The following is a 23,908-nucleotide window of genomic DNA, read 5'->3' on the forward strand; positions in this document are numbered from 1 at the left end:
ACGCGCGTTCTCAGGGAGCCGATGGGCTGAACCGGTGTGCCGCTCTCGGTGTGACGAGCACGGTCGGGCAGGTCGCGTGGCGGACGCAGGTGGCGGCCACACTTCCGAAGACGAGCCGTCCGAGCGGCCCCGCCGACGGGGAACCAAGTACCAGCAGCTCTGCACCGTGCGCGGTGGCCAGCAGTTCCGAGGCCGGTTCGCCGGCGCGAACCGACGCCCTTGGCCGCACGAGAAGTATTTCGAGGCGGGCACCCCGGGCGCGGGTTTCGGTGATCGCCCAGCGGACAGCTTCACTGCCGTGGTCCGAGCCGGTCGGTCCCGACGACGATCCGGCGTTCCATGCCCGGCTGCTGGTTCATGGCGTGGCCCTTCGCGAGGTTTCGATGTCCTGCGCGCGCATCAGGTCCTGCCGGGTGACGACACCGATGACCTGTCCCTGCTCGAGCACCGGCACCGAACGGAGCCGGTACTCCAGCATCCGCGCCGCGAGGTCCGCGAGATCCGTGTCGGGGTGCGTCCCCGGTCCGGGCGTCCGCATCACCTTCCGCACCGTGGTGCGGGCACCGAGCATCACACCCGAATCGGGGTCGCCGGTCGAACGCTGTTCCGGCAGGTAGCGGGCGCGGATCACGTCGTCCTCGTTCAGCAGGCCCAGCAGTCTTCCGGTGTCGTCGACGACCGGGAGCGAGGTGATCCCCTTCCCGATCAGTACCGCGATCGCTTCACCGAGCGTCGCGGCCGGAGTCACCGTGGCGACGGGGGTGGTCATGACCTCACGTACACGCATGACCGCACTGTCGACTGTCATGACGTGGTCCGGTACCGCTGGAGGTCCCGATCATCCGGGACCGAGGACCCCACTTGGTGCGTACGCGAAAAAGGGGTGCCGAAGGTCCCGGATCGGCGGGGCCCACGGCACTCCCGTGCGGGGCAAAACCGGAACAGGCTGGAGGTGTCCACCGACCGGCTTGGAGCGGCACGATGATCCTCACCGATTTCCCAGTACTCACCACCGCGCTGGCGGCAGCGGTGCGAGCGCCGTCGCCGCACAACACCCAGCCCTGGTTCTTCGAGCTGGAGCAGGGCGCGGTGGAGGTGTTTCTCGACGAAGACCGGGTGCTCGCCGTGTGCGACCCCGAGGGGCGCGAGGCCCGGCTCGCCTGCGGTGCCGCCCTGTTGAACATCGAACTCTCGATCGCCGCCGCCGGATGGTTCCCGGACACCGATCTGATGCCCGACCGGACCCGACCGTCCTTGCTGGCCAGGGTCGCAATCGGCGACCGGCACCGACCAGGCTCCGAGGAACTGCGGCTCGCCGCCGCGATCCCCCGCCGCTACAGCAACCGGCGTCCGTTCACCGATCAACCGGTGCCGACGCCGGTGCGGAACGCGGTCCGCCTGGCCGCTCGTGTCGAGGACGCGCGACTGATCCTCGTCGACGAGGCGGGGCACCTGGAAGCGGCCGCGACGTTGATCCGGCGCGCCGACCACCTGCAGACCCAGGACGCGGCCTTCCAGACGGAGATGCGGGCGTGGACGAGCACACACGACCGCGACGACGGGGTCCCCGCCTTCGCCGGCGGATCGCGCTCGGCGGGCGGGCTCCTGCCCGTGCGGCACTTCCACGACAGCGACGCGCCCCGGTCCTACGAGCAGGATCCGGTCGTCGCGGTGCTGACGACCTCCGCGGAAGGTCCGGTGGCCCAGCTCCACGCGGGCCGGGCCATGCAACGCGTACTGCTCACCGCGACCACGGAGGGCTTGAGCGCCTCGTTCTACTCCCAGCCCATGGAGATCCCGTCCGCACGGGCCGAGCTTCGCGCGCTGCTCGGCGGAACTGACTATCCGCAAACACTTTTTCGCCTGGGGTATGGCTTTCCCGGTGTCCCGACGCCGCGCCGTCCGCTCGAGGCGGTCGTCAGGGAGAAGGCGTCATGACAGTTGTGAACCACGCGGAGAAGCCACCGAGCAGAGGGGAATGACGCCATGGCTGAGTAGTCCGTCGGAGAACGGATCGTCGTCGGGATGGACGGATCGGCCGGGGCCGCCGCGGCCGTCACCTAGGCGGCAGGCCAGGCCTCGACCCGAGGTGTCGTGCTGCGGGTGGTCAACGCGTGGTTCCACGACGAGATGCTGGACGACCCGTCGGTGCATCGCACGATGGCGCAGGCGCGCGATGTCCACCTCGCTGAACTCGAAGCGGCGACCTCGAAACTTCTCGAAGGCTTTGGCGGGTTGCGGGTCGAATACAGAGTGCCGTTCGGCGACCCCGGGGAAGTCCTGGTCGACGAGGCGAAAGGTGCCTCGATGCTCGTCCTGGGCAGCCACGGAAAGGGGAAGCTCCGGGACCTGCTCGTCGGTTCGGTCTGCAACGCCTGTCTGCGGCACTCGATCTGCCCGGTCGTCGTGATCCCGCCGCCCGCGCGGGCACCCGGCAGCAGGCTGGGCCGGCTGCTGGCCGGCGTTTCGTACGAGCCCGGCCCGATTCTCTGACCGTCCCGCTCTGGAGGTAGCCATGACGGCGCAGCCGAGAACACCCATCACGTGGTGGCGCAGGATTCACCCGGGCCGCAACCCGCTCGCGCGGACGTCGGATCGGGTCGAGACCGCGTTGGTGATCGGTGTGGTCCTGGTCGCCCTGCTGGCCTTGCCCGTCGCGGCGGCATTGGGGTCCGACGCTTACGCCGACAGAATGCGGCAGGTCACCGAACAGGCCGCGGACCGCCGGCCGGTCACCGCGAGGTTGCTGGCAGACGCGCCACCGCTCGCGATCCGGATCGACGGCACACCGTTCCGCGAGAAGTCCGCGATACCGGCCCGCTGGACGGCCGACGGTGTCATCAGAGAGGTGCCGATCAACGTCGAGAACGGTGCGCTCGCGGGCGACGAGGTGACGATCTGGCTGGACTTCGCAGGCGAGGTGGTGGCGGCACCGGTCACCCCGGACGATGCGGCCGGCACCGGTGTCGGGGTCGGTGTGGGGGTGTGGCTGGTCTCGGCCGCCGCGCTGGCCGGGATGTTCCTGTTCGCGCGCTCGATGCTCGGCAGACGACGCGACGCCGCGTGGACCCGCGAGTGGCGGCGCGCGTCGGACGACTGGACCACAGCCTGAAGAACGGGCCCCTGAAAAGAAGGAATCCGATGCGTGCGTCAGAAATCATGACCAACCCCGCGGTGGCCACGAGCCCCGGCGCCGAGCTAGGTCCCGCGACGTGACACCGGACAGCACCGCGCTGCTGGCTGACGGCGCCATGATCACCGTCCGCCCGCTGCGCGCCACGGACCTCGACGCCGTCGCCACTCTGCACCGCCGGTTGAACGAACGTGACCGGTACCTCCGGTTCTTCACCCTCAACCCCGCGAACCTGGACAAACTGGCCGGCACCATGGTCGAGGGGGCCGGGCTGGGCGCCTTTCGCGATGACGACCTGGTCGGGGTGGCGCACTATCACCTGCTGCCGGAGAAGGGCACCGCTGAGGTCGCGCTCGCCATCGACGGGACCGCGCAGGCACACGGCGTCGGCACGCTCCTGCTGGAGCACCTGGTATCGCTGGCTCTGACACAGGGAGTCCGCCGGTTCGTCGCCGTGATCCTCGCCGAGAACACCCGGATGGCACGGGTCTTCTCCGACCTCGGCCTGCCCTGCACGATCAGCAACGGCGGGCCGGAACGGGAGGTCGAACTCACCCTCGGCGGACCGGACGAGTACATGAAGAGGATCGAGGAGCGAGAACGGGTCGCCGACGTCGCCAGCCTGCGTGCAGTGCTCACCCCCGCCTCGGTGGCGGTCATCGGCGCCGGACGCCGGGCCGACTCGGTAGGACGAGCCATCCTGCACAACCTCATCGACGCCGGTTACGAAGGCGAACTTCACGTCGTGAACCCGAACGCCCCCGAGATCCTCGGCGTGCCGAGCGTGCCCACCTTGTCGGACATCGGCGGAGCGGTCGAACTCGTGGTCGTCTGCGTACCCGCGGACGCGGTCCTGGACGTCGTAGAGGAGTGCGGTCGCCAAGGTGTGCGCGCGATCGTGCTCGTCACCGCGGGACTGACCGGAACACCGGCGGGGGAGCGGGTCCGGGAAGCCGTGCGCCGCCACGGGATGCGGCTCGTCGGCCCCAACTGCTTCGGGGTGGCCAACACCTCACCGGCGGCACGGCTCGACACCACGTTCGCCCGCGGCGTCGCTCCACGCGGCCGCATCGGCGTCGTGACGCAGTCCGGCGGCTTCGGCATCGCGTTGCTGGAGTCGCTCGGCGCGCTCGGCCTCGGTGTGTCCACAATGGTCTCGACCGGAGACAAGTACGACGTGAGCGGAAACGATCTGCTGCGCTGGTGGCGCCGGGATACCGAGACCGACATCGCTGTCCTGTATCTCGAATCGTTCGGCAATCCCAGGAAGTTCAGCAGGCTGGCGCGTACCCTGGCGAGGGAGAAACCCGTGGTCGCCATCCGCGGGGCGGAAACCGCGGCCGCGCAACGGGCAGCGGCGGCGCACACGTCGTCGAGCTTCGTCCCGGCCGCGACGAAGCTCGCGCTGTTCGACCAGGCCGGGGTCCTCGTCGCCGACAGCGTCACCGAGGTCATCGGGCTGCTGGCCGCCTTGTCGTGGCAGCCCCTGCCCGCCGGAGACCGGGTCGCGGTGGTGAGCAACGCCGGCGGTGCCGCCGTCCTCGGTGCGCAAGCGTGCAGCGCCCACGGCCTGGACATGCCCGAACTGGGTCCGGACACGATCGCCGCGTTGCGCGGGCTCCTGCCCGGGCACGCGAGCATCGGCAACCCGCTTGACACCAGCGCCGCCGTCACCCCGGACACCTTCGCCGCGTGTGTAGCGGCGGTGCTGGCCGACGACGCTGTCGACACGGTGATCACCGCCGGCGTCCCGACCGGGGTCGGCGACCCGCTCACCGCGGTGGCCAGGACACCCGGTCAGGAGAAACCCTTGCTCATGGTGCGCCTCGGCCAGCTGGAGTCGGTCACCGAGCACCACGGCGTCCCGAGCTACGGGGACGTCGAGGAAGCCGCCTGGGTCGCGGCGAAGCTGGCCGCCCGTGCTCGCTGGCTCAGCGCCGGTGAGGGTGCCGTGCCGGATCTGCCCGGGATCGACCTGAGCGCCGCGACCCTGCTCGTCGACGACTACTACGACAGCCACTCCGACGGCGGCTGGATGTCCATAGAGGACAGCAGGGATCTCGTGCGGTGCTTCGGTATCGCCTTCGCGAAGCGCCGGGACGGAGATCGTGAACTGATCGTGCGCGCGCAGGCGGACGACATCTTCGGGACCATGGTCGTACTGGGTCTCGGCGGGGTGGACGAAGCCCTTCTCGACGACCGCGTGACCGGGCTCGGCCCGCTGACTACGACCGGCGCCGACACCCTGATCGACGGCCTGCGCTGTAGCGAGAGCCTTTTCAGCACCGTGAACGGGTCGCTGGACAGGGACGCCGTTCGCGACATCCTGCTGCGCGTGGGCCGTCTCACCGATCTGCTGCCCGACGTCGTCGACGTCGATCTCGACCCCGTGCTGGTGTCTGAGAAAGGGGCCGCGGCCGGGGGCGCCCGGATCCTGGTCCGGAGACGACGACGGCCGGACCCCTACCTCAGGGCGCTGCGAGACTGACATCGCGTTCGCGAGCGGTCACCGAAGCCAGGGATTGCGCTCCACCAAGGACATTCGGGACCAGTGTTCTCCGAAGCCCCAGCGGTTCCCCGCGGCGGTGGCCGCGAGCGCGATCAGCACGATCGCGTAGATGACGTGGTAGTCGATGATCGGGTTGGTCGACATCGTCGGCTCGCCGGTGGCGGTCGTCTGGTTTAGCGGCCACTCGGCGACCCACATGAACAGCATCATGACGGCACCGGCCGCGGCGGCGATCCGAAGCCCGATCCCGAGCGTCACGGCCACGCCGACAGCCAGCAGCCCCAGCATGAACAGCCAGTCCGCCCAGCCCGCGCCCGCCCACGACCGCAGGGTGTCGGCGAACGGGCCGACCTCCACACGGCTCAGGAACCCTTTCGTGGGCGAGCCGCCGTTGATCCACGCGTTACTCGATGTCGTGGCGTAGCCGAACCCGAAAGCCTTGTCCGCGAACGCCCACAGGAACAGCAGGCCGGTGGTGATCCGCAGGACGGCGAGGCTCCTCTCGCCCGCGCCGGGCCGTTCTTCGGCATGCCGGGCGGTGACACTCTCGCGGTGCCCGCGATCGATGGTCGACATGGGTACTCCTCTCGTGGTGAAGGGTGTGGTCGGCTGTGCGCGCCTGTTACGGCGTGGATTCGCGCTCTGGGGTCGAAAGGGACCGCCGGTGTGCGCGCCACCGTTTGTCCAGTTCGATCAGGACCCAGCAGACGCCGGCGATACCGGCGATGGCCGCCCACTCGGACCAGCCGATCGGCGCGGTCTTGAACAAGGAATTCATCCAGGGGGCGTAAGTGAAGGCCATCTGCAGCGCGATGGTGACGGCGATACCGAGAGGCAGCCACAGGTTCTGGCGCATCCCCGCGAAGACCCGGGGACGATCGGGAGAGCGGCAGTTGAACAGGTAGGCGATCTGCGCGGCCACGAAGAGGTTCACCGCGACCGTGCGGGCCTGCTCCACCGGGACTCCGGCGGCGAGACGCCAGCTGAAGACGGCGAACGTCCCACCCAGCAGCAGGGCGGACACGAGCAGGATCCGGCTCACCAGCGCCTTGGTGAGCAGCGGCAGGGCGGGCGGCAGCGGTGGCCGCGTCATGATCTTGGGCTCACGTGGCTCGAAGGCCAAGGTGAGGCCCAGCGCGACGGCGGTGGTCATGTTGATCCACAGGATCTGCACCGGCAGGATCGGCAGCGTCGTGCCCACCAGCGTCGCGGCGAGGATGACCAGGCCTTCGGCCAGGTTGGTAGGAAGTGTCCAGGCGATGAACTTGCGCAGGTTGTCGAAGACCGATCGGCCTTCCTCGACCGCCGCGGCGATGGAGGCGAAATCGTCGTCGGCCAGCACCATGTCGGCGGCCTGCCGGGCGACCTCGGTACCGCCCCGGCCCATCGCGACACCGATGTCGGCGCGGCGCAGCGCGGGGGCGTCGTTGACGCCGTCCCCGGTCATGGCCACGACATGCCCTTGTTCTTGTAGCGCGCCGACGAGGGCGAGTTTCTGCTCTGGGGAGACCCGGGCGAACACCGAGGTCCGCTCGGCGACCTCCCGCAGCCGCTCCGGGGTGAGGTCGCGCAGGTCACGGCCGGTGACGGCGGCCGGGTCCAGGCCGAACGAGGTCGCGACGGCGCTCGCGGTGGCGGGGTGGTCGCCGGTGATCATCTTGACCCGCACGCCCGCGGCCCGGCAGTCGGCGACCGCCGCGATCGCCGCCGGGCGTGGGGGGTCGTGCATGCCCTGCACACCGAGAAGCGTGACCCGGCCCGCGAACAGGGCCTCGGTCAGCTCGCAGTCGCCGGCGGGGAGATCGACCGAGCCGGTGGCGAGCACCCGCAGGCCCTCCCTGGCCAGCCGGTCCGCGGCGTCGAGCAGCTCCTGCGCCGCGTGCGGGTCGGCGGCGAAACCGGCCAGCCGTTCGACGGAGCCCTTCAGATAGACCGTGTGGGTGCCGTCGGCGTGCTTGTGCAGGGTGGCCATGTACCGGCGGTCTGAACTGAACGGGAGGGTGTCTTCGCGCGGTGGGACATCGCGGGCTGTCAGGCCGGTTTTGCCCGCGCTGACGGCAAGGGCGGCCTCGGTGGGGTCGCCGACCGGTGACCATCGGCCGTCACTGAGTTCGACGCGTGCGTCGTTGCAGGCCAGGCCCGCGAGCAGGCACGCGCGCAGCGCGGTGTCGTCCGGTAACGGGTCACTGTCGGGGCCGTACCCGGCGCCGGTGACGGCGAATCGCCGCCCGCCCGCGACGACCGTGGTCACGGTCATGGCGTTCGCGGTGAGGGTGCCGGTTTTGTCGGTGCAGATCACCGTGGTGCTGCCCAGGGTCTCCACAGCGGGCAGGTGACGGATGACCGCCTGGCGGCGGGCCATCCGGGCGACGCCGATCGCGAGGGTCACCGTCACCGCGGCGGGCAGTCCCTCGGGGATCGCGCCGACGGCGAGCGCGACGGCGGCGGTCACCACGTCGGTGAACGGCTGCCCGCGCAAGGTCCCGACCACCGCACCGACCGCGGCGAGGGCGAGGATCACCACGGTGAGGATGCCGCTGAACCTGGCGAGCTTGCGGGTCAGCGGAGTGTCGACCGGGCGGGTGGTCGAGACCAGATGGTGCACGCGGCCGATCTCGGTCGCCGAGGCGGTGGCGACGACCAGACCACGCCCGCCCCCGGAGGACACGAGTGTGCCCGCGTGGGCCATGTTGGTCCGGTCGGCCGGTTCGGTGTCCACCGGCAGGTCTCGTGTGTCCTTCGCGGCGGGTTGCGATTCGCCGGTGAGGGCGGACTCGTCGACCCTCAACTCGCGGGTGGACAGCAGCCGCAGGTCGGCGGGAACCTGGTCGCCCTCGTCGAGTAGCACGAGATCGCCGCGCACGAGGTCGGCTGAGGCGATCCTGGTGGCGACTCCGTCGCGGACCGCGGTGGCCTCGGTCCGTCCCGCCGCGGCCAGCGCGTCCAGGGCGCGTTCGGCGCGGCCTTCCTGGAGGAACCCGATCACGGCGTTCACCACGACGACGCCGAGGATCACGCTCGCGTCGACGACCGCGCCGAGCAGGCCGGTCGCGGCGGCGGAGGCGAGCAGGATGTAGATCAGGGGATGGTTGAACTGGCTGGCGATCCTGGCGAGCACCCCGCGTCCCTCGGGAGACGGCAGTTCGTTGGGACCGTCATCGGCCAGCCGGGCCCGCGCGTCGGACAGGGACAGTCCGCGGTCGGGATCGGTCCCGGTGGCGGCGAGATTCTCCTCCACGGCCAGGACGTGAGCGGCGGTCATCGCGTTTCCGCGGCGCGCGGCGGGCAGGCGACCATCCGGAATCTGGGGCGCATCGATCCGCCATCCTTTCGCTCGTCTTCACCCCGAAACTAGGCGTGTGGAGCGGGTGCCGGCCGGTGCCATTGGTCCCGGATGAGCGGGACCTCGGCGGTCCGATCGCCACTATCGCCAGGACACGGGCAAGAAGTGGACTCAGACGATGACGATCCTCATCGCGGGCGTAAAGCTGCCCGCCGATGGCCGAAGCGGGTCGGGCCTCCCGGACTGTTCAGGCCGTCGCGTCCGGGGAACAGGGGAGGCGACGGATGCGACAACCGACGAGGACCTCCACAGTCACTCGGCGATTTCGCGATGGCGAAGCCACAGCGCCGCGTTCTCCAGGACTCCGGTGGCTCCGGCACTGCCGTCGCGGATCGTCTGCAGGGTCCCCGGCGACGTGCTGCTGGGTGGTGGCACCGGGCGTGGTCGACCGTCGCCGGGACCGCGAGCCTGATCCCGGACAGTCTCGCCTTGGCTACTCAGATGGAGCGGCGACCCTCCTGATGATCTGCGTCGGCACCGATCGAAGGGCTGAGCAGGTTTTATCGGGCGTGCGATGGAGTTCGCTTGGCCCGCCGCGATTGAAAGCGGGATCGCCGTCTCTGTGCTGACACGACCGCTTCGCGTAGCGTCGGTGCGGGAGCGGCACGTCGCGGAGCTGGCTTTCCGGGTGTGATCATGCTTCTGGGCTACCCGGCCGCGTGGATCCGCCCATGTTTTGGCACCAGGTCCGCAGGGTAGCCGCTGAAAGTGGCCGCGATGATGGATCAGCTGCCACCGCCTTCCGAGAGGAGCCGCGATGTCGGCCGAGCCGCAAGCGGCCGGAAACGAGCCGCCGCCCAGCGCGGCGGTGCTGACCGAGCTGCGGCTGGACGAGCTTCTGCACGAGGTCCAGGACCGGCTGTCGGAGATCGGCAAGACGCGGGATCGGTTGCAGGGGCTGCTCGACGCCGTGCTGGCTGTGGCCACCGGCATCGAACTGGATTCGACCCTTCAGCGCATCGTTCAGGCCGCCGTCGAGTTGGTCGACGCCCAGTACGGCGCACTGGGTGTGCTCGGTGACGAGGACGGGCTCTCGCAGTTCGTCTACGCGGGGATCGATCCGGAAACCCGGGTGACCATGGGGCATCTTCCCGAGGGCAGAGGCCTGCTGGGCCTGCTCATCCGCGAGCCGCATCCGGTGCGGGTCCCGGATCTTTCCCGGCATCCGGCGTCGGTGGGATTCCCCGCCAATCACCCGCCCATGCACAGCTTCGTCGGTGTCCCGGTCCGGGTGCGGGACGTGGTGTTCGGCAACCTGTACCTGACGGAGAAAAAGGGGGCCGCCGAGTTCACCGCGGACGACGAGGTGGTGCTGCGCGCTCTTGCCGCGGCGGCGGGGGTGGCCATCGACAACGCCCGGCTGTTCGAGCAGTCCCGCACCCGGGAACGGTGGTTGGGAGCGGTGGCCAAGGTCAACGGCGAACTCCTCGCCGGGGCCTCGGTGTCCGACACCCTGAACTTGATCGTCACCAGTGTCCGGGAACTGGCCGGGGCGGGCGGGGTGATGATCTTGCTTGCCGAGTCGGCGGGAGAGAAAGGGCGCTCCCTGACCGTGACCGCGACGTCGAGTGAACGGGTCGGTTCGTTGCTGGGGACGTCGATTCCAGGCGAGCACCAGGTGTTCCAGGAGGTCTTCGCGAGTGGGCAGGCGAGCCTGGTCGCCGATCTTGACAGTGTTTTCCCCGCGGCGCAGGAGACCATACTCGCCGGACCGGGGGTGATGGTGCCCTTGACCAGCGCGGTCGGGGTCGGCGGGGTCTTGGTCGTCGGCCGGGAGAAGGGCGCTCAGCAGTTCAAGGCCGATCAGCTGCCGATGCTGGCCTCGTTCGCCGATCAGGCCGCCGTCGCCTTCGAATTCGCCGAGAAGCTACGTAACCAGCGGCTGCTGGATGTGCTCGCCGACCGTGATCGGATCGCGCAGGACCTGCACGACCATGTCATCCAGCGGCTCTTCGCCACCGGGATGAGCCTGCAGAGCATCGTGCCGCAGGTTCCGGACGGCCCCGCCCGGAACAGGGTCGGTCAGGCCGTCGAGCAGCTCGACCGGACCGTGCGCGAGATCAGGACCTCGATCTTCGACCTGCACAGCTCGGGATCCGACAGGACCGTCAGCTTGCGCCGTCGGCTTCTCGACGCGGTCACGGAGCTGGCCAACGATTCGACGGCGGCGCCGTCGGTGCGGATCGCCGGTACCGTGGACACCACCGTCCCGGCGGAACTGCACGAGCACGCCGAAGCGGCCGTGCGCGAGGCATTGAGCAACGCGATCCGCCATTCCGGCGCGGACGAGATCGCCGTGACCGTCGAGGCCGATCGCGATCTGATCATCGAAGTGACCGACAACGGGATCGGAATTCCGGAGAACGGCAGACGCAGCGGCCTGGAGAATCTCGCGCAACGCGCGGAACGCTGCGGGGGCCTTGCCGAGTTCACCGGGCGCGAGGGCGGCGGGACACGCATCGTCTGGCAGGTTCCGTTGCCCTGAAAGGCTTACTGTTCGCCGAACAGTGGTGTCCGGTCTTCCTTCTTCAGCTCGGTGGCCAGCACTGCCGCCTGCGTTCGGCGCTGGATCCCGAGTTTGCCGAGGATCCGGGAGACATAGTTCTTGATGGTCTTCTCCGCGAGGAAAAGGCGCTCCCCGATCTCCCGGTTACTGAGCCCTTCCCCGATCAGGTCGAAGACCGCGTGCTCCTGTTCTGACAGCGACGCGGTCGGGTCGTTGCGGTCGCTTTCCCGGCGAATGCGCTTCATCAGCGCGGCGGTGGTACGGCTGTCCAACAGCGAACCGCCGCCGGCGATCGTCCTGATCGCCGACACGAGATCGTTGCCCAGCACCTGTTTCAGGACGAACCCGGACGCGCCGGCCATGATCGCGGTGAACAGGGCCTCGTCGTCGGCGTAGGACGTGAGCATCAGACAGCGCAGATCTGTTCGGGTGGAGAGCAGTTCCCGGCACAGTTCGATGCCGGTGCCGTCGGGGAGCCGGACGTCCAGCACGGCGATGTCGGTGTCGCTCGCGGGGATCCGGGTGAGCGCTTCCGACACCGAGGCCGCTTCGCCCGAGATCTCGATGTCCGGTTCGTTGCCGAGCAGGTCGGAGAGTCCTCGCCGGACGATTTCGTGGTCGTCGACCAGGAACACCTTGATCGTCATCGGAACGTCTCCCTCACCGCGGGGTCTTGGCCATAATGCCGACCGTACCCGGATGATCGGGGAAGCGGCCCGCTGGACGTCCCGGCCGTCAGGGACTTTAGGCCTTCGTCGGTGACCGCCGGGGCTTAGGTCCCGGATATCGGAGCCCTCCGTACCTGCTCGCGAATCCCGCCGGAGAGCACGGTTGAACCAACACGGAGCAGTGCGGAGGACGAAACATGGTTGAGCGAAGGCACCACGGGCTTTGGTCGGCCGCGGAGACCGAGGTGCTGGCGCGAACCCTGCTGAGGGCGCCGTCGGTGCACAACATCCAGCCATGGCGCCTGGACTTCGAGCACGACCGGCTCCTGCTCACCGAACGCCGGGACCTGCCGTTGCCCGAACACGATCCGCTGGGGCGGGACCGCGTGATGTCCTGTGGTGCCGCGCTGGCGAACCTGGAACTCGCGATCCGCGTGCTCGGCTATGAGGCCCGCACGGAGACGTTCCCCGATCCGGATCGAACGGAACTGGTGGCCACGGTCGAAGCGGGGGAGCGATCACAGCCGTCGGCGGAAGACCTGCACCGGTATGCCGCCATCGAGCGTCGGCGCAGCTACCGCAAGCGGTTCTCCGGACGCCCGGTCTCACCACATCGGATCGGCGACCTGACTGCTACCGCCGCCGCGGCCGGCGTCCAGGCGAGGCCGATTCGCGACGAACTGGAACTGTCGCGGGTCGCGGACCTGCTCGAGTTCGCGGCCGAGGCATTCCAACACGATCACGGGTATCAGCGCGAACTCGCGATATGGACGGTCCACGACGAGATGCCCCATCGGCACGGCGCTGGTATCGCCGCGACGGCGCTCCCGCCCGGTTCCCTGCCCTGGGCGGGGCTGGTCCAGGCCGGGACCGCGCTGCCGGACAGGGAGGTGCTCAAGCGGCGGCTTGCCGACGAGACGCTGCTCGTGTTCCTGACCCTCGACGACACCCGTCACGACCACCTGAAGGTCGGTCACGCCTTGCAGAGCACCTGGCTCGACGCGGTCGACGGGGGGCTTGTCGGATCTATCCTGACCCAGCCCCTGCACCTGCCCGAGGTGCGCTCGGCGTTCTGCGAGGACCTCGGACTGGCCGGCTTCCCCCAGGCCCTCATGCGGTTCGGCTATCCGTCCGGTGCGGTGCCTGCCAGTCCGCGCCGCGGCGTCGACGAAGTGCTCGGACGTGGCTTCTGAGCCGGTGAAAGAACGACACAACCAGGTCCGGATCGAAACTGAGATCGAATACGGAAACGGGGACGCCATGCCGGAACACCTGGGCAGGGCCGTGATCGACGAGGCGCCGGTGGAGGGTGGGAACCGGTGACCGGTGCGCGGCTCGTCCGGGATCAGGCTGGTCTCACCGATGACGAGGCGGCGGCCGCGCTGTGTCGGGACGGGCCGAACATCCTGCCCGTGACCGCCGCCGCCGCGCGCGTTCCGCAGCACAGTCGCGGGCGGCCGGGTCAGTGGCTTCGGTAGCGCAGCGGGCCGGCCACGGGCTCACCCAGCGGCCGGAGCACCTCGCCCAGGTCCCGGCGAGGCGTCGGGGGCAGGGGATCGGCGTTGATCGGCGCCCAGATGGTCCGCAGGACCATCTGCGGGAACGTGCCGCCGGTGACCAGCTCCTGAACCTGCCGCCGGGTGTCCGCGAGCTCCAGTGGCTCTGTGAGCGGCGAGGTCGCGAGCCCGAGACTCGTCGCGGTGAGCAGGACGGCACTGGTCGCCTCCCCGGCGCGCAGCCTGGACATCGTGTCGTCCGAAGCCGCGCTCAGCACGAGCAGGACGGTCTCCGTGTCCTCGGCCGACACTCCAGGGGCCTGCGCGAGGCCGGGATCGGCGAACGCGCGCGGCGACACCGCGCCGGGGGTGTCGTCCGGTGCGGGCGCGTTCGCCGCGGGGACTCCGTCGGGAGCGAAGCGCCGTCCGCTCCAGGCGGCCAGTTCGGTGCGGTAGGCCGGATCCGCGGCGTGCGTGGCGGCCGCCTCCTTGATCGCGACGACCAGCCGGTGGCGGGCCGCGTTCACCGCGGGCAGCAGGATCGCGCCCTCGTCGGCGGCGCGTGTCGCCAGCAGCTCCAGATGCCCCTGCGGTACCGCCCAGGAACTGTGGCGGTACCGGTCGGTGCGGTGGCGCGGGATGGCCGCCGCGAGTGCGATGTCGTCGTGTGTCGGTTCGTGCCGGTGCAGTTCCACGGCGGCGAGGTGGTCCGGCTCGGCGGGGTCGGGCAGCCGGTGTACTTCCGTCCGCCAGCCGAGCGCGGCGAAACCGGCCCGGAGGTGGTGCAGGGCCGCACCGCAGCTGAGCATCAGGTCCCGCCCGTCGGGGTCGGTGCCCGCCAGCTTCCGCGTGCGATCGGCGTAGAGGTGCAGTGTCCGGTCGCCGCGGCGCCACTGCCAGGGCTGGGAATTGTGCACCGAGGGCGCTCGGACGGCGAGGGCCACCGCGCTGTCGACGGTGAAGTCGTCGGGAAGGCCACGATCCATCGGGAATACCTACCTCTTCGGTGGGAAATCAGTGCTTCCCATCGTTGTCTGCTCCGGGATCACCGAGGAGGGTCGGAGGGCCCGCCTGACAGGGCCCTTCGTTTCTGTCCCCGCGACGGAAAAAGCTGGATCGTCAAGATGTCAACTTCATATCGAGGAGGCGTCGTGAACCAGACAGCCCGTGTCGAAGCCACTCTCGATCACGGTCTGTCTCGCGGGCTGTGGCTGGTCAAGTGACTGCTGGCGATCCCGCATTACATCATCGGTATCGCTTTCCTGGTACTGGTCGCGGTCCCGATCGGCAGCGTTTCTCGTGAACTTTCCCCAACAGGACAAGGAGAACTGTGATGCATGCGATGGTGGTGTACGAGTCGATGTTCGGGAACACCGAGCAAGTGGCCACAGCCGTGGCGGAAGGACTGAGGCCCTACGCCGAGATAGACATCGTGAACATCGACGACGTCGGAAGCGTGGCGGAAGCCGACTTGCTCGTGGTCGGTGGACCGACGCACGTGCACGGGATGTCCTGGCCCTCCAGCCGGACCGAGGCCGGACGGCAGTCACTGGATGACGTCCGGTCCACGAAGTGCCTGCGGGACTGGGTCGCCACCCTGGACCGGGTATCGGGCGGCAATCCGGTGGCGACCTTCGACACCCGGATCGGGAAACCGCGCTGGCTGACCGGGTCGGCCGCGATGAGCGTGGCACGCAAACTCAGGCGGCTCGGTTTCGTTCCGCTCGCGCCGTCGGAGAGCTTCCTTGTCAGAACGGACAAGCAGGAGCCGGTGCTGCGCGACGGCGAGCTGGAGCGGGCGCGGGACTGGGGTGCGTCGCTCGGTAAGGAATTCGCCCAGCTGAACAAGGTCTGAACGAGTTTGCCGTCCGCTCCGGCAGGGAAGCCGTAAACGACAGGGCCGCTCCCCGCAGCTTGACGGGTGGAAATACGCCCAGCGAAATCGTGAGAGCGTCTCTCAGAAAAGCAGACAGCGGGAACTTCCCGCGAACACCTGAATTACCAAGGAGTCACCATGACGAATGCCGTCAGTACCACCACCACGAAGTCACAGGCCCCTTCCAATCCCGTTGCACCTTCGAACCCTGCTGCCGCGGTGACCGAGGTCAGTGCGCTGACCTCGCCGCAGGGCAGCACCACGATCACCGACGTCGTCGTGCAGAAGATCGCGGGTCTCGCCACCCACGAGGTATCCGGCGTCCACGCCCTCGGCGGTGGCGCCGCGCGGGCGTTCAACGCGTTGCGTGAGCGGATTCCGGGTGCGACCGCGTCGGCGGGGCAGGGTGTGGCTGTCGAGGTCGGTGAGCGCCAGGCCGCGATCGACCTGCAGATCGTCGTCGAGTACGGCGTGTCCATCGCCGACCTGGCCCGCTCGGTGCGGCGCAACGTGATCGGCGCCGTCGAGAAGATGACCGGGCTCGAGGTCGTCGAGGTGAACATCAACGTCTCCGACGTCCACATCCCCGGTGAGGACGAAGGCGAAACCACGGTGGACACCGGCCGGGTCCTGTGACTCCCGGCGTCGACGACGACGCCGCGGCCCTCGCTACAGCGGTGACGGCACTTCCCGAGGTCGCGGGTCTGCACGAGGGCGGGTTCGGCGAAATCGCCACCCTTTTGCCCGGCCGCCGCATCCCGGGAGTCCGGATCCGGCCCGACGAGATCACCATCGGTGTCACCGGTCGCTATCCGGCCACTGTCACGGAGATCAACGCGGCTGTGCGCGCGGCCGTCGGCCCGCGCGACCGGCCGGTGCACCTCCGCATCGGTGACATCGCCTTGGCCGCGTCGGCCGTCGCCATCAGCATCGAGGAGTGACCATGAGCCACACCCATCTCGGCCTTCTGACCGGCCTCGTCCTCGGCCTGGCCGCCGCGTTCGGCGGTTTCTGGGCCTTCCTGCTCGTTTTCGTCCTCGGGGCGGCCGGTCTGCTCGTGGGCCGCTTCCTCGACGGGAAGCTCGATATCTCCGCGTTGTCCGGCCGGGATCGAGGCTGACCCACATGAGCGTCGTGGCCTCATCCGGCACCGCACCCTGGACGGCTTCAGCCGATCCCGGTGAGCGTGGCGTGCTGACCATCGCCGACAGCGCCGTCGAGCATATCGCCGCCCGCGCCGTCACCGAAGTGGACGGCGTCGGCGGCTCGTCCGCCCGTGTCCTGGGCGTCGCTGTCGGTGGTGAGAACCTCGACCGCGGCGCCAAGGTCTCCGCGACGGTCTTCGGTGGCAGCGCCGCGCTCGCGGTGCGGCTGTCGATCGGGTATCCGCGGTCCGTTCGCGGAACCACCGGCGTCGTTCGCGACCACCTCGTTCGCCGCGTCGGAGACCTCACCGGCCTGATGGTGGAGCGGGTGGACATCACGGTGACCGCTCTGCACGCCGAGACCGCCGGGACCAGGAGGCTGCTGTGAAACGCCTGCCCCGCCGCAGCATTCCCGCCGTGCTCACTGCCCTGGTGATGCTGGCCGCGTGTGTGCTGGTCGCCGCTGTCGCGATCCAGCTGATCCTCGGTCAGACGCCGTGGATCAGCTATCAGAGCGTCGCCGGACAGCTGCACGCCACGCAGTGGAACGACCCGATCGTCGCCGTCGCCGGAGGCGTCACGGTGTTGATCGGGACGTTACTGTTGTTCGCGGCCATCCTGCCGGGCAGGCTCGTGGTATTGCCGCTGGCAGGCGGGATCGACTCGGGTGCTTCCCGGCACAGCTATCACTCGACTCTCCGCGCCTCGGCTTCCGGTGTGGACGGGGTGGCCGGCGCGACGGTGAAGGTCAAACGCCGCACGATCATCGCCCGGGTCCGGACCGAGCGGACCACCACCGACGGTCTGTCCGAGGCCGTCGGTGAGGCGATCGGACACCGGCTCGCGCAGATCACGCCCGCCACCGTGCCGACGATCAAGGTCAAGGTCACCAGGAGCAGGTCATGAGCAGCCTCGTCCGCCCCGCACGGCTCAACCGCGCCCTGCTCGGCCTGATCGGGCTGCTGCTCGTGGCCGCCGGCGGCTTCGCCGTCGCCACCCACTACGGGTTGCTCTCCCTGCTCGCGCCCGAGGCGAGCTTGACGCCCGGCACCGCGTTTCCGGCTCCCTGGATCTGGTACGCCGTCGCCGCGGGAGCGGTCGTCCTCGGTCTGCTGCTCCTGCGCTGGCTCGCCGCGCAGCTGGCCCGCAAACCGAAGACCCACACCTGGCGGCTGGAGACCGATCCCGGCCGCGGGCGGACCGAGCTGGCCCCCGGTGTGGCGGTCGCGCCTTTCGTCGACGAGGTCGAGACTTACCCGGGCGTTCACGCCGCACACGCGACTCTCGCGGGTACGCACGATCGGCCGGCTCTGGCCATCGTGGTGAGCGCCGAGCAGAACACGGACCTCGCCGTCATCCGCCACCGGCTCGAAACGGACGGTCTGCCACGGCTGCGCCGAGCACTCGACCTCGACACCGTCCCGGCGACCATCGAATTCCGGTTCACCACCAAATCGAGTGCTCGCGCCAGCTAGCCAACGAAGAGCAGCAGGGGAGCGATTCCTCGGTTCCCCACAGGGCGAACTCTGGTGTCGCGGTCAGCCGGGGTGGGCGAGAACCGACCGCAGGTCTGTTGTGCCTTCGGCGATGGAGTGAGCGAGTTCGGTCAGGCGCAGGTTGTTGGTGCGGGAGTAGCCGCGTAGACGCGTGAATGCTTCGTTCATGGTGAGGGAGCCGCGTTCGGCGAGGACGCCTTTGGCCTGTTCGATCACGACACGGCTGTTCAGCGCGGTTTGCAGTTGTCCGGTGAGCCGGTCACCGGTTTCGATCGAGCGTTGCTGCAGGATCCCGATGGTGGCGACGTCGGCCATGGCCTGGGCAAGTTCGACGTCGTCGGGGTCCGCGCCGCCGGGTTGGCTGCCGAGCAGTGTCAGAACTCCGACGATCTGGTCGCGTAGCCGCATCGGTAAGGCCTGTGCGGATTTGAATCCGCACTCGTGGGCGGCGGCACGGAACCTCGGCCACCGGTGCGCCTCGCCGCCAAGGTCCTCGCAGAAGACCGCCGTTCCTCCGCGAACGCAGTCGACACAGGGGCCGTCATCGGTCTCGACGGCGAACAGTTCCAGCAGTCTCGCCTGGTGGGTGGAGGTCGCCGCAACCTCAAGGCCGCCTCGGGGATTCAACAAGATCACTCCGACGGCCGTCACGCCAAGGAGATCCGCGCACTCCTCGGCCAGGGTGTTGAGGAACTCGGAGATGTCGAAATCGGCGACCAAGGTGTCGGCGAGTTTGACGAACGTGCGAGATACCCTCCGCTCCCGATCGCGAGTCGTCGTGTCCAAAGTGCCTGATGTATCGGCCATAGGAGTGCTTCTAGCCCTTCGTAGATCACGACCCGGGTGCGTACTGAGGCCGGTAGACGTTGGTGGCCAAGAGGATGACGTTACTCGTGGGCGTCAAACGGTGGGGAAGTCCAGCGGGTCCGCCAAGCGAACTTCTTGCCGGAGCAGACTGCGATAAGTTCCTGACGCCAACGTGTTCGAGTGCGTCGGCTGCTGTGCCACGTGAACCGAGGTACGCTCAAGATGACCGCGCCGGAAGCGCCAAGACCACGCTCTTCGCGTCGATCACCTGACTGATGCTGATCGCCTTCGGAGACTCGATTCGCCGCGATGATGCTACGGCGTTCCCTCTGCGGACTTAACGCGATACCCGCGGAAGCGCCACATGATCGGATCCACCGCGTCCGAACCTCAACCTGGGAGACAGGTGCACCTGTGCAGAAGTCGTCGCTGACCGCGCTGGCCCGCGAGCAGCTGAAAATCGCCGGACAGGCCTCGAGTGGGCGCAGTGCCCGCACCGTGTACGGCGGCCACGAGCATGTCCTGCGTCAGACCCTGATCGCGCTCATCGCCGGCCACGGTCTGGACGAGCACAACAACCCCGGTGAGGCCACCGTGCACGTCCTGCACGGGCGGGTGCGCCTCGCGACCGCCGACGCCGCATGGGAAGGCTCGCCCGGGGATCTGCTCATCGTACCGGCGGCGCGCCACACTCTCGAGGCCATCGAGGACTCCGCAGTCCTGCTCACTGTGGGGGCACATCGATGAGGCTGCGAGATGCTGCCAACGTGCGCTGTGGTGAACCGGTGTGAGTGATCTCGCGGGTATTTCCCTGCTTGCGCCACATCACGGCGTCGTGGTCGGCGACCCTTTCATCGACCCCGGCCGGACTACCACCTGGGTCGGAGTCGACCTTTCGGCGGGTCGGTACAACTCGATTCTTCATGTCTGAAGGGGCTGAGCAGCACCTCAGGCTGTTCGATCGCGCGTCGTGGCCGGAGGCCCAGCGTGTCACGGAGATCTTGCGAAAGGAAACCGTTGGAGGTGTCCTTCTCCTGGTAGGTGCCGTCGCGGCGCTGGTGTGGGCCAACTCGCCCTGGTCGGCGGGCTATGAGGCATTGCGCGAGGTCCAGGTCGGTCCGGCGTCGCTGCACCTGGATCTCACCTTGTCGGCGTGGGCGGCCGACGGGTTGCTCGCGATCTTCTTCTTCGTCGCGGGGCTGGAGGTCAAACGGGAGTTCGTCGCGGGTGACCTGCGTGATCCGCGGCGGGCGGCGGTTCCGGTGGCCGCCGCCGTCGGTGGGGTCGTCGTACCGGCGCTGGTCTATGCGGCGGTCAACCTCGGTGACTCCGCCGCGCTGAGTGGCTGGGCCATCCCGACGGCGACCGACATCGCGTTCGCGTTGGCCGTGCTGGCGGTGATCGGACACCACCTTCCCTCGGCGCTGCGTACGTTCCTGCTCACGTTGGCCGTCGTGGACGACCTGCTCGCCATCGTGATCATCGCCGTGTTCTACACCGATGAACTGTCCGTCGTCCCGCTGCTGCTGTCGCTATTGCCGTTGGCCTTGTTCACCGTGCTGGTGCAGCGCCGAATCCGCTCGTGGTGGCTGTTGCTGCCCCTCGCGGCGGCGACCTGGGCGCTGGTGCACGCCTCCGGAGTCCATGCCACCGTCGCCGGTGTCCTGCTGGGATTCGCGGTCCCGGTGATCCGCAAACACGGTGAGGGACCGGGGCTCGCCGAGCACTTCGAGCACCGGTTCCGGCCACTCTCGGCGGCTGTGGCGGTCCCGGTGTTCGCGTTCTTCGCCGCCGGTGTCGCCGTCGGCGGGTTCGGCGGACTGGCCACAGCGCTGGTCGATCCGATCGCACTCGGTATCGTCCTGGCGCTGGTGCTGGGCAAGACGATCGGTATCACTGGCGCCACCTATCTCGTTTCCCGGTTCACCCGTGCTCGTCTCCACCCGGATCTCGCGTGGAGCGACGTCATCGGGTTGGCAGCACTCGGGGGCATCGGGTTCACCGTGTCGCTGCTGATCGGCGATCTGGCGTTCGGCGCGGGCAGCCAGAGCGATGAGCACGCCAAGATCGCGATCCTGGCCGGTTCCGTTCTCGCCGGCTTGACCGCGGCGATCATTCTGCGCGTCCGGGATCAGGTCCACCGGAGGATCTGCGCCGAGGAGGCGTTGGACGCGGACGACGACGGGGTCCCAGACGTGCATCAGCGCGAGGGCTGATCACCTCGGGGCAAGGAGTTCCTGTGCTCCGACGTGTCACCGGGCGACGGGCGCCTCGCCGGTGTGGTCGCCGTCGGCGGCGGGGAGTGGGTGGCATCGGCGACCGCTTCCGCAGCGCGGGCGGCATCGTCAGAGGCGTGCTCGGCCACGCTGTTGGCTGATGCGTCTACTGTGGACTTAAAATATATTTGAAGGATCGACTATAGACCCAAAATCGTCCGGAACATTATTGGGCTTTCAGTGCGAGGCCAACGGAATGTCCCGATGGGGCACAATCTGGCCTGAGACAGATGCCTTCCCGGGTCGAGATAGCCGGACCAGTCGGTATCGGCTGGTGGATCCGCGAGATGCAGGAGGTCGGTCGAACGGCGTGAGGAGTTCTGCGGTGCAGTCGTAAGACGTCCTGGCCCAGTCGGCGGCGCCAACCGCAGTTGTGTGGACGTTATTGCTGGACTCGAGGAGCTGGCCGGCTTGGTCCCACACGACTCCTTGGATAACCGGCCGCTCGAGCGGTCTCTCGGTGGAGGGGCGGGACGGGGTCGGCGCCGTTCGGGCCTGCCGTGTCGGGAGGATCGTCACCACTGAACGGATCACTGCACGTCGGGTCGCCTGCGAGAGTGTGGAAACTCGCAGGTGACGGACCACGGTGCTGCGGTCGATCTCCTCGGGTTTTCGATGGCGGAACTCAGATTCGCTGGCCTGGGAGGTATCCGTCCCGTGGGCTGACACGGTGGTTCTCGAACGGCAAGTCCGGCGGGTGATGCAGGGCATGGCGACGGGGCTCGCGGACTATGCCGCCGGGTTGACAGGAAAGCCAGCGGTTCGCGGAGCTCGCGGGCGCTGCCGGGTTCGCCGGCCTCGGAACCGCGGAAGGTTCGCCGCGGCCATGTTCGGTCTCCTGGCCATCCCGATCGGTCTCTACGTCGCCACCCGGTTCGCTGCTTTCGCCGCCGACGAGGCCGACCGCAGGTGGATTCCGTTGCTCGCTCTGCCCATTCCACGGCACAGATTCGTCCTCGCGGAGATCACCGTGACGTCGGTCGCGTCGCTCTCGCTCGGCGCCGCGGGGTCCGCCCTCGGCTGGGTGCCGCGTGCGGTCGCCGTGTTCGGCGCGCTTCCCGTCGTCGGTGGGTTCCTTCTCAACGTCGTCCTGCAGAGCGTCGAGGCGCCGTCGTGGCTGACCTACTTGACCCCGTTCGGCCATCTGGCCTCGGTCCCGGCCGAGCCACCGAACTGGTGCGCCATCGCCATCCTCCTCGTAACAGCGGGACTCCTCGTGCTCGCGGGCCTGGTCGGCTACAGCCGCCGGGACCTGACGACCTGAAGCTGAGTCCAGCGCCGCTCGGCACATTGAACGCCGTGGTGCACCGGGGTCGATGTCTGAGACGGCGTCGCCTGGTCCTGTCGGTCACTACCCGGGGTGTGTCAGCCTGCGGTGGTGTCTGCTGCGGCGTCCGAGTACGGCGGCGGCGAGCACCGAGGAAGCGGCCGAGGCGAGCAGGATGGCGCCTTTGGCGTCGGTCAGGTGAGTGTCGTCGGTGTAGGAGAGTTCGGCGATCAGCAAGGAGACGGTGAAGCCGATTCCGCCGAGGATCCCGATTCCGGCGATGTCGGTCCAGGCGAGCCGGGGGTTGAGATGGACGTTGGTGAAACGGGCGGTCAGCCAGGAGACTCCGAAGATCCCGATGAACTTCCCGGCCAGGAGTCCGGCGAGTACTCCCCAGGTGATGGTGGAGGTCCAGAAACCGCCCGCGCCGGTCAGGGACACGCCTGCCGACATCAGTGCGAACACGGGTAGCGCGATGCCGGCGGAGAACGGCCGGAGCGCTGTTTCCGTGCGGTGGGAAGGAGAAATGGTCTGGCCGAGGTGGGGGCGGGTGCGCATGAGCAGTCCCATGGCGACGCCGGCGATGGTGGCGTGCACGCCTGAGGTGTGCATCAAGGCCCAGATCACGACCGCGAGCGGACCGAACAACAGCCATCCTGGCACGCGCGCCCGCGCCCACGTGACGGCGCGACCTGTGCCGTTCTGCAGGTAGCCGAAGACCACGAGCCCTACCACGGCGGCGCCGAGGGCGACGAGGTTCAGGCCGCTGGTGTAGGCGATCGCGATGACGAGGACCGCGCACATGTCGTCCACGGTGGCCAGGGTGAGCAGGAACGTCCGCAATGGACTGGGCAGGTACTTGCCGATCACGGCGAGCACGGCCAGGGCGAAGGCGATGTCCGTGGCCATCGGGATTCCCCATCCGCCGATCTCTTCGCCGGTGGTGGCCGCGTTCACGACGAGGAACACCAACGCGGGCACGACGACTCCGCCGAGCGCGGCGGCGATCGGTAGCGCGGCGCGGCGGGGATCACGGAGTTCGCCGTGGACGAGCTCCTGTTTGAGTTCGTTGCCGACGATGAAGAAAAAGACGGCCAGCAGTCCGTCCGCGGCCCATGTTTCGACCGACAGGTTCAGGTGGAGGGCATCCGGCCCGAGGGTGAAGGAACGCAACGATTCGTAGGCCGGCGCGAGTGGCGAGTTCGCCCAGACCAGCGCGAGTACGGCGGCACCGATGAGCAAGGAACCGCTGACCGCGTCAGAACGCAGGGCATGGGTGATTCGGGAAGCGGAAAGCATGACGAGAGCGTCTCCGTGACGATGCGAAAGGGAGCGTGGCGTGCATCGGCTATTCCGCCGATGGCTGGCCGCCGCGGTGGAGGTCGG

24 protein-coding genes and 1 pseudogene are annotated in these 23,908 nt (G+C 68.8%); 16 read left to right on the forward strand and 9 right to left on the reverse strand.

The features are described from left to right. Positions 1 to 10: 10 nt before the first annotated feature. Together ACLJO0_RS31910 and ACLJO0_RS31915 are read right to left on the reverse strand one after the other, a co-directional pair. Complete coding sequence (locus tag ACLJO0_RS31910; RefSeq protein ID WP_410582561.1) at positions 11 to 229, reverse strand: universal stress protein; 219 nt, start codon at positions 227 to 229, stop codon at positions 11 to 13. Positions 230 to 355: 126 nt separating this feature from the next. Continuing rightward, a complete protein-coding gene (locus tag ACLJO0_RS31915) occupies positions 356 to 787 on the reverse strand; it encodes an HPP family protein (protein WP_410582562.1) in 432 nt (143 codons plus the stop codon). A 194-nt stretch (positions 788 to 981) separates the two neighbouring features. Here ACLJO0_RS31915 and ACLJO0_RS31920 point away from each other — a divergent pair, with 194 nt between their 5' ends. From ACLJO0_RS31920 to ACLJO0_RS31935, 4 genes and pseudogenes are all read left to right on the forward strand, one after another. Further along, the gene (locus tag ACLJO0_RS31920) at positions 982 to 1,938 is read left to right on the forward strand and encodes an Acg family FMN-binding oxidoreductase (protein ID WP_410582564.1); all 957 of its coding nucleotides are present in this window, start codon (positions 982 to 984) and stop codon (positions 1,936 to 1,938) included. Between the two features lie 138 nt (positions 1,939 to 2,076). Continuing rightward, positions 2,077 to 2,493 (forward strand): annotated as a pseudogene (locus ACLJO0_RS31925) (universal stress protein); the annotation flags it as partial. A gap of 22 nt (positions 2,494 to 2,515) precedes the next feature. Continuing rightward, positions 2,516 to 3,112 (forward strand): hypothetical protein, encoded by a 597-nt coding sequence (locus ACLJO0_RS31930; protein ID WP_410582565.1) that lies wholly within the window; start codon positions 2,516 to 2,518, stop codon positions 3,110 to 3,112. A 100-nt stretch (positions 3,113 to 3,212) separates the two neighbouring features. Further along, the gene (locus ACLJO0_RS31935; RefSeq protein WP_410582566.1) at positions 3,213 to 5,621 is read left to right on the forward strand and encodes a GNAT family N-acetyltransferase; all 2,409 of its coding nucleotides are present in this window, start codon (positions 3,213 to 3,215) and stop codon (positions 5,619 to 5,621) included. Between the two features lie 18 nt (positions 5,622 to 5,639). Here the strand turns inward: ACLJO0_RS31935 and ACLJO0_RS31940 are convergent, their stop codons facing one another. The 3 genes from ACLJO0_RS31940 to ACLJO0_RS31950 all read right to left on the reverse strand — a co-directional run bounded on the left by ACLJO0_RS31940 (position 5,640) and on the right by ACLJO0_RS31950 (position 9,360). Further along, positions 5,640 to 6,218, reverse strand: coding sequence for a hypothetical protein (locus ACLJO0_RS31940; RefSeq protein WP_410582568.1), 579 nt, complete (start codon positions 6,216 to 6,218; stop codon positions 5,640 to 5,642). Between the two features lie 46 nt (positions 6,219 to 6,264). Further along, positions 6,265 to 8,904, reverse strand: coding sequence for a cation-translocating P-type ATPase (locus ACLJO0_RS31945; RefSeq protein ID WP_410582570.1), 2,640 nt, complete (start codon positions 8,902 to 8,904; stop codon positions 6,265 to 6,267). 333 nt (positions 8,905 to 9,237) lie between these two features. Further along, the gene (locus tag ACLJO0_RS31950) at positions 9,238 to 9,360 is read right to left on the reverse strand and encodes a hypothetical protein (RefSeq protein WP_410582572.1); all 123 of its coding nucleotides are present in this window, start codon (positions 9,358 to 9,360) and stop codon (positions 9,238 to 9,240) included. Positions 9,361 to 9,742: 382 nt separating this feature from the next. On the opposite strand from ACLJO0_RS31950, the gene ACLJO0_RS31955 reads away from it, so the two are divergent. Then, complete coding sequence (locus ACLJO0_RS31955; RefSeq protein ID WP_410582573.1) at positions 9,743 to 11,470, forward strand: GAF domain-containing protein; 1,728 nt, start codon at positions 9,743 to 9,745, stop codon at positions 11,468 to 11,470. 5 nt (positions 11,471 to 11,475) lie between these two features. Here the strand turns inward: ACLJO0_RS31955 and ACLJO0_RS31960 are convergent, their stop codons facing one another. Then, positions 11,476 to 12,138, reverse strand: coding sequence for a response regulator transcription factor (locus tag ACLJO0_RS31960; RefSeq protein ID WP_410582575.1), 663 nt, complete (start codon positions 12,136 to 12,138; stop codon positions 11,476 to 11,478). A 218-nt stretch (positions 12,139 to 12,356) separates the two neighbouring features. Here ACLJO0_RS31960 and ACLJO0_RS31965 point away from each other — a divergent pair, with 218 nt between their 5' ends. Beyond that, entirely contained in the window at positions 12,357 to 13,352 is a 996-nt protein-coding gene (locus ACLJO0_RS31965) for an Acg family FMN-binding oxidoreductase (protein ID WP_410582576.1), read from the forward strand. A 269-nt stretch (positions 13,353 to 13,621) separates the two neighbouring features. Here ACLJO0_RS31965 and ACLJO0_RS31970 read toward each other — a convergent pair whose 3' ends face one another. Next, positions 13,622 to 14,641, reverse strand: a complete 1,020-nt coding sequence (locus ACLJO0_RS31970) for an Acg family FMN-binding oxidoreductase (protein WP_410582578.1) — start codon at positions 14,639 to 14,641, stop codon at positions 13,622 to 13,624. Positions 14,642 to 14,988: 347 nt separating this feature from the next. Between ACLJO0_RS31970 and ACLJO0_RS31975 the strand changes: the two genes are divergently transcribed. The 7 genes from ACLJO0_RS31975 to ACLJO0_RS32005 all read left to right on the forward strand — a co-directional run bounded on the left by ACLJO0_RS31975 (position 14,989) and on the right by ACLJO0_RS32005 (position 18,151). Further along, a complete protein-coding gene (locus ACLJO0_RS31975; RefSeq protein WP_410582579.1) occupies positions 14,989 to 15,510 on the forward strand; it encodes a flavodoxin family protein in 522 nt (173 codons plus the stop codon). A gap of 159 nt (positions 15,511 to 15,669) precedes the next feature. Beyond that, positions 15,670 to 16,167 carry an Asp23/Gls24 family envelope stress response protein gene (locus ACLJO0_RS31980; protein ID WP_410582580.1) on the forward strand — a complete coding sequence of 166 codons (498 nt, stop codon included), beginning with the start codon at positions 15,670 to 15,672 and terminating at the stop codon, positions 16,165 to 16,167. 41 nt (positions 16,168 to 16,208) lie between these two features. After that, positions 16,209 to 16,472: a hypothetical protein gene (locus ACLJO0_RS31985; RefSeq protein WP_410582582.1), complete on the forward strand. Its 264-nt coding sequence runs from the start codon at positions 16,209 to 16,211 to the stop codon at positions 16,470 to 16,472. 2 nt (positions 16,473 to 16,474) lie between these two features. Beyond that, entirely contained in the window at positions 16,475 to 16,651 is a 177-nt protein-coding gene (locus ACLJO0_RS31990; RefSeq protein ID WP_410582584.1) for a DUF2273 domain-containing protein, read from the forward strand. 5 nt (positions 16,652 to 16,656) lie between these two features. Next, the gene (locus ACLJO0_RS31995) at positions 16,657 to 17,064 is read left to right on the forward strand and encodes an Asp23/Gls24 family envelope stress response protein (RefSeq protein WP_410582586.1); all 408 of its coding nucleotides are present in this window, start codon (positions 16,657 to 16,659) and stop codon (positions 17,062 to 17,064) included. After that, positions 17,061 to 17,582, forward strand: a complete 522-nt coding sequence (locus tag ACLJO0_RS32000) for a DUF6286 domain-containing protein (protein ID WP_410582588.1) — start codon at positions 17,061 to 17,063, stop codon at positions 17,580 to 17,582. Before ACLJO0_RS31995 ends, ACLJO0_RS32000 begins: the two co-directional genes overlap by 4 nt. After that, on the forward strand, positions 17,579 to 18,151 hold the full coding sequence (locus ACLJO0_RS32005; RefSeq protein WP_410582590.1) for an alkaline shock response membrane anchor protein AmaP: 573 nt from the start codon (positions 17,579 to 17,581) through the stop codon (positions 18,149 to 18,151). The genes ACLJO0_RS32000 and ACLJO0_RS32005 overlap by 4 nt, the downstream gene beginning before the upstream one ends. Before the next feature lie 63 nt (positions 18,152 to 18,214). On the opposite strand, the gene ACLJO0_RS32010 is transcribed toward ACLJO0_RS32005, so the two are convergent. Beyond that, the gene (locus tag ACLJO0_RS32010) at positions 18,215 to 18,979 is read right to left on the reverse strand and encodes a GAF and ANTAR domain-containing protein (protein WP_410582592.1); all 765 of its coding nucleotides are present in this window, start codon (positions 18,977 to 18,979) and stop codon (positions 18,215 to 18,217) included. 414 nt (positions 18,980 to 19,393) lie between these two features. Here ACLJO0_RS32010 and ACLJO0_RS32015 point away from each other — a divergent pair, with 414 nt between their 5' ends. From ACLJO0_RS32015 to ACLJO0_RS32025, 3 genes are all read left to right on the forward strand, one after another. After that, positions 19,394 to 19,726 (forward strand): cupin domain-containing protein, encoded by a 333-nt coding sequence (locus ACLJO0_RS32015; RefSeq protein ID WP_410582594.1) that lies wholly within the window; start codon positions 19,394 to 19,396, stop codon positions 19,724 to 19,726. A gap of 176 nt (positions 19,727 to 19,902) precedes the next feature. Continuing rightward, entirely contained in the window at positions 19,903 to 21,195 is a 1,293-nt protein-coding gene (gene nhaA, locus ACLJO0_RS32020; protein WP_410582595.1) for a Na+/H+ antiporter NhaA, read from the forward strand. An 886-nt stretch (positions 21,196 to 22,081) separates the two neighbouring features. Continuing rightward, positions 22,082 to 22,519: a hypothetical protein gene (locus ACLJO0_RS32025; RefSeq protein WP_410582597.1), complete on the forward strand. Its 438-nt coding sequence runs from the start codon at positions 22,082 to 22,084 to the stop codon at positions 22,517 to 22,519. Positions 22,520 to 22,606: 87 nt separating this feature from the next. Here ACLJO0_RS32025 and nhaA (ACLJO0_RS32030) read toward each other — a convergent pair whose 3' ends face one another. Then, on the reverse strand, positions 22,607 to 23,821 hold the full coding sequence (gene nhaA, locus ACLJO0_RS32030) for a Na+/H+ antiporter NhaA (RefSeq protein WP_410582599.1): 1,215 nt from the start codon (positions 23,819 to 23,821) through the stop codon (positions 22,607 to 22,609). Positions 23,822 to 23,908: the final 87 nt, after the last annotated feature.

The organism is Amycolatopsis sp. lyj-108 (assembly GCF_046549005.1).
GTDB lineage: Bacteria > Actinomycetota > Actinomycetes > Mycobacteriales > Pseudonocardiaceae > Amycolatopsis.